Origin of the sequence: Halalkalicoccus sp. NIPERK01 (assembly GCF_030287405.1) — an archaeon.
Classification (GTDB): Archaea; Halobacteriota; Halobacteria; order Halobacteriales; family Halalkalicoccaceae; genus Halalkalicoccus.
On the sequence record NZ_JASVVV010000010.1, the window covers coordinates 32,865 to 42,507 of the forward strand.

The window sequence follows — 9,643 nt, forward strand, 5'->3', positions numbered from 1 at the left end:
GGAGAGTGACGGTCTTTCGGTGCCGACTTCTCTGATAAGGCGGAAATGCTTCGCAGAATTCGCACTTCCCATTCTTGATCTGATCTACCAATCGGGAAGATTAGTGCGAAAGGGCTGATCGCTACTCGTTGAGATGATAAGCAATGGAAATTGATTCGCCAATAACGCCGACTCCCTCTTCATGGCCGTCGATACGTAGTCCTTCGGGGATGCTCCGTGGGGTTTATCGGATATACTTGCATCGAACCGTATAATGGTCGAGAACTTCACTGAGAAGACGGACTTCATCTGGTCTATTGCGGATTTACTCAGAGGGGACTACAAGCAGTCGGAGTATCAGAAGGTAATCCTGCCGCTGACAGTGCTCCGACGGCTCGACTGCGTGACTGAGCAGAGTAAAGACGAGGTGTTGGAGCGCTACGAACAGCTCCAGAAACAAGGCATCGAAAACGTTGCACCCTCGCTGAAGCAGGCTGCTGACGCGGAGGTGTACAACACCAGCGAGTACACGTTCGAGTCGCTGTGCAATGACCCCGACGACATCGCGGAGAACCTCCAGTACTACATCAATCAATACGACGAGGAGACAACGGAGATCTTCGAGAAGTTCGACTTCGACCACCAGATACAGCGCCTCAATGAGGCCAATCTCCTCTACAAGGTGGTTCGGCAGTTTGCGGAGCTTCCTCTACATCCGGACGAGGTCCCCAACGAGGAAATGGGTTATATCTATGAAGAACTCATCCGGAAGTTCAACGAACTCAGTAACGAGACCGCCGGCGAACACTTCACGCCGCGGGAAGTCATCGAACTGATGGTCAATCTCGTCTTCCAAGAGGACGACGAGGTCCTGACCGAGCAGGACGCCATCCGCACGGTCTACGACCCGGCTTGTGGGACCGGCGGGATGCTCAGCGTCGCCGAGGAGTACGTCCGTCAGCTCAACACCGACGCGAACCTCCACGTCTTCGGGCAGGAGCTGAATCCCGAATCCTATGCCGTCTGTAACTCAGATATGCTCATCAAGGGACAAGAGCCTGAGAACATCATTTACGGTAACTCCTTTACTGACGATGGCTTCCCGAGCCGGACCTTCGACTATATGCTCTCCAACCCGCCGTTCGGGGTTTCGTGGAAGAAGGTCAAAGATCAGGTTGAGCGTGAACACGAGGAGGAAGGGTTCGCTGGCCGCTTTGGCGCGGGGCTCCCACGGACCAACGACGGAGCGTTCCTGTTTCTCCAGCATATGCTGAGTAAGATGAAGTCACCATCACAGGGTGGCTCCCGTATTGCGATTGTGTTCAACGGCTCACCGTTGTTCAACGGTGGCCCAAACAGCGGGGAGTCAGCTATCCGCCGCTGGATTCTCGAAAATGACTGGCTGGAGGCCATTGTCGGCCTACCCAAGAATCTCTTCTACAATACGGGCATTCGGACCTACATTTGGGTGCTCTCGAACGACAAACCCGAGCGACGGCAGGGGCACGTTCAGCTTATCGACGCCCAGGACTTGTATGCCGAGATGGACGAGAGCCTGGGGGAGAAACGTCACGAGCTAACACAGGAGCACATCAACGAGATCTCGCGCCTCTTCGGCGATCTGAAGGCCAACGGCCGTTCGAAGGTCGTCCCCACCGAAGAGTTCGGCTACCGCCGCATCGTCATCGACCGGCCGTTGCGCATGAGCTTCCGCGCGACCGAGGAGCGTATCGAAAGCCTTGACGACGAACGGGCGTTCACGAACCGCGACGAAGAGGTGCAGGAAGCGGTGAAAGAGGCGCTCTATGAACTGGACTCGGAGACACAGTGGATGGACCGAGACGAGTTCATGCAGGAAGTGGAAGACTGCTTCGAACGGAACGATATTGACGTCCGCAATAGCGTCTACAATGCGATCGAGCGCGCGCTGGGCGAGCAGAACGATGACGCCGAGATAGTGACCGACAGCAAGGGGAACCCGGAGCATGACACCGATCTGCGCGACCGTGAGCGCGTGCCCTTGGGGAAGGATCCGCGGGAGTACTTCGAGGAGGAGGTACAGCCCTATGTTGAGAACGCTTGGATAAACGAGAGTAGCAAATACCACGACGATCAGGATGGCGAATTAGGAGTGGTGGGGTACGAAATCAACTTCGATCGCTACTTCTACGAATATGAGCCGCCACGGCCGCTAGAGGAGATCGACGCCGACATTCGTGAACTGGAGGATGAAATCGTCGAACTGCTGAGCGAGGTGACAGAATAATGGTTGAACAGGCGAATATCAGGCAGTTCACTGATGAGGGGGAAAGCTCGAGCGGGCAGGAGACGGTCCGACTGAAACACCTCGCACGAATCAATCCAGCCAAGTCCGAGATTTCTGACCTCAATCCGGAGACGGATGTTAGCTTCGTGCCCTTGGAAGACTTCAGTACTGATGGCGAAATCAAGAATACGGAGACTCGCCCGCTGGAAGAGGTCTATGATGGCTATACGTATTTCCGTGAGGGGGACATTGCAATAGCGAAAATCACTCCCTCATTCGAGAACGGCAAAGGCGCGATCTGTCAGGGCCTGGAGAACGATATCGGGTTTGGAACTACAGAATTACACGTTTTACGTCCACGAAAGGGTGTGTCCTCCAAGTTTTTATGGTACCTACTGAGATCGGAACCGTTCAAGCAAGGTGGTGAGGCAGCTATGAAAGGGGTAGCTGGTCAGCAGCGGATACCCAGCGAGTTCCTAGAAGAATTCTCTATCTCGATAGCTCCCAAGACCAAGAGAGATACAATAGTCCGAAATCTGGAGGAGATTATCAGTTATATTGATGATTTAGCAGATAGGCTAGATAGACTAGAGAAAACGCTGTCAGAAAGGAGAAACACCATCATTGATCTGGGAATCACCGGAAAACTCATTCAGAACGCGGTGATGAAGGATACTAAGGTATCCTGGATACCTCGACTACCGAATAATTGGTCGAGCACAAAATTAAAATATATTGTCGATGAGCCGATTGCGTACGGGATTGTCCAACCAGGCCCAGACATCGAGTCTGGGGTCCCATATATACGTGTGTCAGACCTGATAGAAGGCGAGCTCCCCGAAGACGGCTATATGCGAACGACGACAGAGATTCACGAGCAGTACTCTAGGTCAGTTGTTCACCCGGGCGATTTGATTATGTCCATCCGCGCGACCGTGGGTAAAGTGATGCAGGTTCCAGATCATCTGGAGGAAGCAAATCTTGGAAGAGGAATAGCTAGAATTCGTCCTGATAAGTCAGTTAATGGTGATTTCCTATATTATGTGCTTAACTCATCTCTGGCGCACCAAGAGTTTAACCGACTATCAAAGGGCGCCACATTTAGCGAAGTTACTCTAGAAATGGTTCGAAATCTCGAAATTCCTCTTCCCCCTATAGAAGAACAACGGCAGGTCGTTGACCAGATACAAGCAGGTTTGGAATCGGGGCAGCATCTTGACGAAAAAGTGTCTGAGTGTGAGAGTTTAATTGAAGAGAAACGTCAGGCACTTATCACCGCCGCGATCACGGGCCAGATTGATGTATCAGAAGTCAAAAGTGAAGTAAAGACCAGTCAAATATGAGTAAACAGTACGATGAGAAGGCCTTCGAGGACGAGATCGCCGCCGCCCTCCTGAAACGCGGCTACACACGCGTCCCCAGTGACGGCTTCGACGCCGAACGGGGGATATTCCCCGACGAGGTCGTCTCGTTCGTACAGGAAACCCAGCCGGAGGCCTGGGACCAGCTGGAAACCGCCCACAAGGGCAGTGCTCGCGAGCGCTTTCTCCAGGAACTGACGAGTGCCCTCGAACGGCAAGGTACTCTCGAACTACTACGCCACGGTCTTCGCACCACCGGCACTAAAATCGATCTCGCGACGTTCAAACCAAACACAGGGATCAATCCCGAGCTACAAGCTCGCTACAAAGCGAATTGTCTTGGCGTCACCCAACAACTCCACTACTCAGCGACGAACCCAAGTCTGAGTCTTGACCTCGCACTGAGCGTCAACGGCATCCCCGTGGCGACAGCTGAACTGAAGAATACCTTTACTGACCAGGCTAACAGGGATGCCCGGGAGCAGTACCGCCAGGACCGCGATCCGAGCGAACCCCTCTTCCGGTTCAAACGCGGTGCATTGGTACATTTCGCTATCGACCAGCACGAGATCCACTACACAACGGAACTCGATGGTGAGGACACTCATTTCCTCCCGTTCAACAAGGGCCATGAGAAGGGCGGTGGCAACCCCCCACGCGAGAATGACCACCGCACTGCGTATCTCTGGAAGGAGACCTGGGCGAAGGATAGCTGGATGGAGATCATTCAGCGGTTCATTCATATCGATACCGAGGAGATCAAGAAAGACGGTATCACCGTTGAGGAAGACGAGACGATAATCTTCCCGCGCTATCACCAGCTTGAGTGTGTCCGCCAGTTGGTCACTAGCGCGAAAGAAGAGGGGACTGGTGAGGACTACCTCATCCAGCACTCCACTGGAAGCGGGAAGAGCAAGTCGATCGCGTGGCTGGTCCACCGTCTCGTTTCGCTACACGACGACCAAGATGACGCTGTGTTCGACGGCGTTGTCGTCGTCACCGACCGGACCGTCCTCGACGAACAGCTCCGGAACACTATCTACGAGCTCGACCACAAGACTGGCGTCGTTCACCCAATCAAAGGGGAGAACCGCTCAAAATCCGAGGAGCTCGCTGAGGCTTTGGAGGCTGGCAAGCCGGTCATCATCACGACACTGCAGACGTTCCCGTACGTCATTGAACACGCGCAGTCACTTCCAGAGCGGGATTACGCCGTTGTCGTCGATGAAGCCCACAGCAGCCAGAGCGGCGAGATGTCCGCCGAGATGAAAGGCATTCTCTCGGGTGTCGACGAGGAAGATATCGAGGATTGGGAGGATGCCATGGCAGAGAATGCGAAGGCTCGGAACAAACAGCCCAATCTCAGCTTTTTTGCGTTTACTGCGACGCCGAAGGCCAAGACCTTACAGGCGTTCGGTGAACCCGATGGTGACGGTGGCCACGAACCGTTCCACCTCTACTCGATGCAGCAAGCGATTGATGAGGGGTTCATCCTCGACGTCCTCCAAAACTACACGACGTACGAGACGTTCTACAACGTCGCTAAAATCGTCGAGGAGGATCCGCAGGTACCTGAGCAGAAAGCAGTGAAAGCTATTTCGCGGTTCCTGAAACTCCACCCCCACAACGTCTCACAGAAAGTAGAGATCATTGTTGAACATTTCCGGAATCACACGCAGTACAAGATCGGGGGGAAGGCGAAGGCGATGATCGTGACTTCCTCTCGTGCTCACGCAGTCCGATATAAGAAGGCGATCGAAGAACATGTCGAGGAGAATGGATATGACCTCAGCGCGCTTGTCGCGTTCAGTGGCACGGTTGAGGACGACGGTCGTAGCTACACTGAAAAAGGGATGAACGACGGCATCAAAGAGTCGGAACTCCCGAACGTCTTTGATACCCCGGAGTACCAGGTCCTCGTCGTCGCCGATAAGTATCAGACCGGTTTTGACCAACCGCTCCTCCATACGATGTACGTCGACAAGAAGCTCTCCGGAATCCAGGCCGTTCAGACACTTTCCCGGCTGAACCGACAGCATCCCGGGAAAGAGGATACGTTCGTACTGGATTTCGAGAATGAGCAGGACGAGATCAAGGAGGCATTCGAACCGTTCTACGGAAAGACGACTGTGGCAGAAGAGATGGATCCACAGCACATCCAACAGTTGGCCACCGAGCTTGATGCGTTTCGTATTTACGAACAACAGGAAGTAGACCGCTTCGCTGAGGTGTTCTTTGACCCTTCTAACACGGGAACAGAAGGTGCCCATGGAAAACTCAGCAGTATCGTTCAGCCGGCCCGGGACCGCTTCGTCGCTAAAGATGAGGAAACCAAGGAAGACTTCCGTTCGACGCTCCGGTCGTTCCTACGGCTGTATAAGTTCCAGTCGCAGATCGTTAGCTACGCTGATACCCACCTTGAGAAGCTCTACACTTTCGGGCGGTTCCTGTACAAGGAACTCCCACGGCAATCTCGTGACCCCTCCGTAGAGTTCGATGACGAACTTGCTCTACAGTACTATCGACTTGAGAAGTCCGAGGAGGGTTCCATCGGACTCAGCGCGACCGATGGTGAGGTCGAAGGCCCGACAGAGACTGGAACGGGCGGTTCAGAAGCTGATGACGAAGTCGAACTGTCGACTATCGTCGAGAAAATCAACGAGAAGCTTGGGACTGATTTCACGGAAGCCGACCAATTGTTCCTCGAACAGCTCAAGGAAGATGCGCTGGAAGACGATCACCTCCGGCGTTCTGCGCGCGCGAATAGTCGTGAAAACTTTGCGTTGGAATTCGATGGTGAGCTCACCAGCATGTTTATCGATCGAATGGATCAGAATCAGGAGTTATTTGCGGAGTTTATGGACAACAACGAGGTTCAGGAAGCGATCACAAAACATCTTCGTCGACAAGTGTACCAAGAGAGTCAACCAGGATAAGCTTCAGACATCACTGACGGGTGTTTTCAACATCACTATCCTCTCACAGTAGTATAATTCACCAATCCATTGAGTAGAAACACTATCAATGACCTGGCCAATACGTGGATAAGACGGTCTTAAACGATGACAAACGACTACACAGTATTGAACGACTGGGCCGGAAGTGGAGAATCGTCGCATCAGGAGATCGCCGAGCAGTTGCTCCCGAAACTAAAAGAAGAGATACCCGAAGATCGGTATGAGGTAGACTTCACGTCGGACCTCCAGCGAGCGGTGATCGACGCCATCACACGGGACCTGTCTGCGAACCTCGCTGGCGAAGACTGGATTGGCATGGGCTTCGAAGACCCAGAGGACTTTCTCGATGCTGGAGCCGTTTCTGACGCCATCGGTGAACAGGCTGAATGGTACTTTGAAGACGACCAGACAGGCAAATCGTGGGACATCCTCCAGGTCATTTTCGAGTACGCTGAAGAGTACGACCTCGTCGAGCGGAGTGAGTAGCACCCTGGTATAGCCGGGTGGTGGCGTACAGTCCCATCCAGAGCGGGTGGGTACAATGTGCCAGAAACCACTCAAAGAGAGTGAGCTGAGTCCGGCCGCAGTGAGCAAGCTATCGGCACATTATATAGGGTGATAGATGTATGCTCGGCCACGAAGAGTTTCACGATGGTACAGGTCGTCAACGTCGTTGCGTCGGGAGCCCTCGATGTGGAACTCGATCTCCAGGCAGTCGCACGGGAGCTTGACGATGTCGTTGACTACGATCCCGAGAAATACCCTGGTGCCTACTTTCGATTCGGTGACGATGCACCACTGATTACGCTGTACCGCACCGGTAAGTACATCATCACCGGAGCGTCATCGGAAGCCGAGGCTGGCAGACTCCGGGATGAGTTCCTGGCTGTATTGTATCGACATGGAATTGTCTCGGCTGCTGATGATGCCTGGTTCACCGTCCAGAACTACGTGTGTATGGCAGATATGGAGCGACCGCTCAATCTGTCGGCCCTTGCGATCGGCCTAGGACTTGAGGTAACAGAGTACGAGCCTGAGCAGTTCCCCGGCCTAGTGTACCGACCTCAAGATCAGATGTGTGTACTCCTGGTCTTTGCCTCTGGGAAGGTGGTGATCACTGGCGCTCAAGAAATTGATACAGCTGAAACAGCCTTCTCAGCGTTCCGTGAATCAATCGAAACACTTCTTGAGAGCGAATGATTCGCTGATTCGTGGGTATTAACCAACAGATCCTACGCACCGGGGTTGTTGTTGGTTAACTGCCGCCAGATAGCCGAAGCGTTGCAAGAGACTGATGTCGAGAAAGGACTGGTCCGAGAGGTTTTCCCGCGATACAACCAAGGGCTACATGCCCTTTACCGCGAGCTGGCGGACGCTCCTCGACGAGTGTGAGGAGCTCGCCGCGGATGCGACGCTCATTACGCCTCTGTCGGAGACGCGATTCCGCCTCACCGACGTCCAAGAGCACCGCATCGTTATCAAGTTCGTCGACTCGGGTGACTCCCAGCCGCTCCAACGCGACCAGTTCGAAACGCTGGCCGAGCGCATTACCGACGCTGGCGGAACCTTCGAATTCCAGCGCTTGCCACCGGACGCCGAACCGTACGCGGCAGTGCTCAGCCTTCATCCCCGGTACGAGATCGACGATCAGGCGGGAACGATCACTGAAACCGACGAGCCGACGACGTCCCAGCTTATCAAAAGAGCCGCTACCCAGCCTGCCGCCGATCAGGACGACGCGACGGATAGCACGGAACCCGATCTCGATGTCTACGCCGATATGCTATTGCTGATCGATGCCCTCAAGCGCCATGATCTGACCGCGCTCGAGGATTGTGAGACGCCGGCGCTCATCAACCTCTATACACTGCTGTCAGACGTCCAGCGCAACGCCGGCGACCTCCGGCAGACAGTCCGAGAGGTACTCCTCGGGCGGCTCCACCACGACCAGCCGGTGCATGGCCAGTACGGATCGGTCCAGCGGACGAGCCGGCGCAATCGCTCGCTGAAGGACGATGACGAGGTCCTGGATGTTCTCGAGGATGCGGGGATTCCCCGCAAGCGGATTCTGGCCGTCGACCGCGAGAAAGTCGACGAGGCCTTGGACGTGACCGAACTCGCTGAATCGGCGGTCTACGAGATCGAGGAAAGCGAGTACGTGCGGAAAGCCGACGTCGACGAGGAGCGCAAGGAAACCCGGCTGCAAGGGCTGAAGGATCAGCTTGCGCTGAGCGACGATCCCGACGCCGAGGAACTCCGACAGGAAGTCGACGATCTTGAACAGCGCATCGAGGAGCTGACCGAGTTCAAACCCGGCACCGAGGTCGAGTCGCAGTCATAGCGACGGCGGCCGAATCGGGCTTCAACTTCGTCTTAACCAACGCTGGCGTCTCTCTCCCGCTTCGTTGGTTAAGAACACTCCACCGTTGCCAGTAAACACCCCTCATGCCGAATGAAGATAGAGCCGCTTGCGGGCGAATTTGTTTTGATTCCAATTAACCAACAACGGCGTTTATAGCCAGTTTTTGTTGGTTAACAGTGATCGCGTACCTTGTCGACGATTCGTATTATCGAACGGCACTCGACAGAATACGAGTGATGAAAGCCCTCGGCCGCTCGGCATCCCGCGACCACAGCTGCGCGCCTCGCTTCGCTCGGTGCTTGCAGGGTCGGGGGACGACCGAGACGGCCTCGCCCTTTCTGAGTCCGCCAGGACGCTGGTTGTGTCACCGAGCGTCGAGCCCGGTTGGTCAGGTGGTTCGTAACGGCCCGCCCCGCTCGCCGCTGCCGCCCTCCGCGTCGCTCGCGACCGACCATTCCGGGCGTGCGGGCGCTCTCCGCACCGCGAGCGCCCGTTCCGGGCTAAAATGCATGTGCCCTCGACGCCAGCGGGAAAGCGCGAGGGGTTGCGCGGTATGCTCACCCCCCACGCTTTCTCCGCTGGCCGCTCGCTCCGGGCGGGTCGGCGCGCGGTGCTGGATAGTCGTTCTCCTCAGGCGCGCTCTCGCTCGCGCCTTCGCGAGCGCCCTTGGGCGCGAGCGAGAGCGCGCAGACGAGTCTGTCGGTCGGTGTCGTTGAGG

The 9,643-nt window shown here is 55.3% G+C and carries 7 protein-coding genes; 6 read left to right on the top strand and 1 reads right to left on the bottom strand.

Annotation, left to right across the window (positions count from 1 at the left end; translation table 11 throughout):
* Window positions 1-253 precede the first annotated feature (253 nt).
* The 6 genes from QRT08_RS18310 to QRT08_RS18335 all read left to right on the top strand — a co-directional run bounded on the left by QRT08_RS18310 (window position 254) and on the right by QRT08_RS18335 (window position 8,904).
* Complete coding sequence (locus QRT08_RS18310; protein WP_286047429.1) at window positions 254-2,245, top strand: type I restriction-modification system subunit M; 1,992 nt, start codon at window positions 254-256, stop codon at window positions 2,243-2,245.
* Complete coding sequence (locus QRT08_RS18315; protein WP_286047431.1) at window positions 2,245-3,588, top strand: restriction endonuclease subunit S; 1,344 nt, start codon at window positions 2,245-2,247, stop codon at window positions 3,586-3,588. The genes QRT08_RS18310 and QRT08_RS18315 overlap by 1 nt, the downstream gene beginning before the upstream one ends.
* Entirely contained in the window at window positions 3,585-6,542 is a 2,958-nt protein-coding gene (locus QRT08_RS18320) for a type I restriction endonuclease subunit R (protein ID WP_286047432.1), read from the top strand. Before QRT08_RS18315 ends, QRT08_RS18320 begins: the two co-directional genes overlap by 4 nt.
* Before the next feature lie 126 nt (window positions 6,543-6,668).
* The gene (locus QRT08_RS18325; protein WP_286047433.1) at window positions 6,669-7,049 is read left to right on the top strand and encodes a hypothetical protein; all 381 of its coding nucleotides are present in this window, start codon (window positions 6,669-6,671) and stop codon (window positions 7,047-7,049) included.
* Between the two features lie 165 nt (window positions 7,050-7,214).
* Window positions 7,215-7,763, top strand: coding sequence for a TATA-box-binding protein (locus QRT08_RS18330; protein WP_286047434.1), 549 nt, complete (start codon window positions 7,215-7,217; stop codon window positions 7,761-7,763).
* A gap of 148 nt (window positions 7,764-7,911) precedes the next feature.
* On the top strand, window positions 7,912-8,904 hold the full coding sequence (locus tag QRT08_RS18335) for a DUF7983 family protein (RefSeq protein ID WP_286047438.1): 993 nt from the start codon (window positions 7,912-7,914) through the stop codon (window positions 8,902-8,904).
* A gap of 409 nt (window positions 8,905-9,313) precedes the next feature.
* On the opposite strand, the gene QRT08_RS18340 is transcribed toward QRT08_RS18335, so the two are convergent.
* Window positions 9,314-9,436 (bottom strand): hypothetical protein, encoded by a 123-nt coding sequence (locus tag QRT08_RS18340; protein WP_286047435.1) that lies wholly within the window; start codon window positions 9,434-9,436, stop codon window positions 9,314-9,316.
* Window positions 9,437-9,643: the final 207 nt, after the last annotated feature.

Coding starts and splice junctions, on each gene's coding strand:
- QRT08_RS18310 (WP_286047429.1), top strand. CDS start 254: ATGGTCGAGAACTTCACTGAGAAGACGGACTTCATCTGGTCTATTGCG.
- QRT08_RS18315 (WP_286047431.1), top strand. CDS start 2,245: ATGGTTGAACAGGCGAATATCAGGCAGTTCACTGATGAGGGGGAAAGC.
- QRT08_RS18320 (WP_286047432.1), top strand. CDS start 3,585: ATGAGTAAACAGTACGATGAGAAGGCCTTCGAGGACGAGATCGCCGCC.
- QRT08_RS18325 (WP_286047433.1), top strand. CDS start 6,669: ATGACAAACGACTACACAGTATTGAACGACTGGGCCGGAAGTGGAGAA.
- QRT08_RS18330 (WP_286047434.1), top strand. CDS start 7,215: ATGGTACAGGTCGTCAACGTCGTTGCGTCGGGAGCCCTCGATGTGGAA.
- QRT08_RS18335 (WP_286047438.1), top strand. CDS start 7,912: ATGCCCTTTACCGCGAGCTGGCGGACGCTCCTCGACGAGTGTGAGGAG.
- QRT08_RS18340 (WP_286047435.1), bottom strand. CDS start 9,436: ATGCATTTTAGCCCGGAACGGGCGCTCGCGGTGCGGAGAGCGCCCGCA.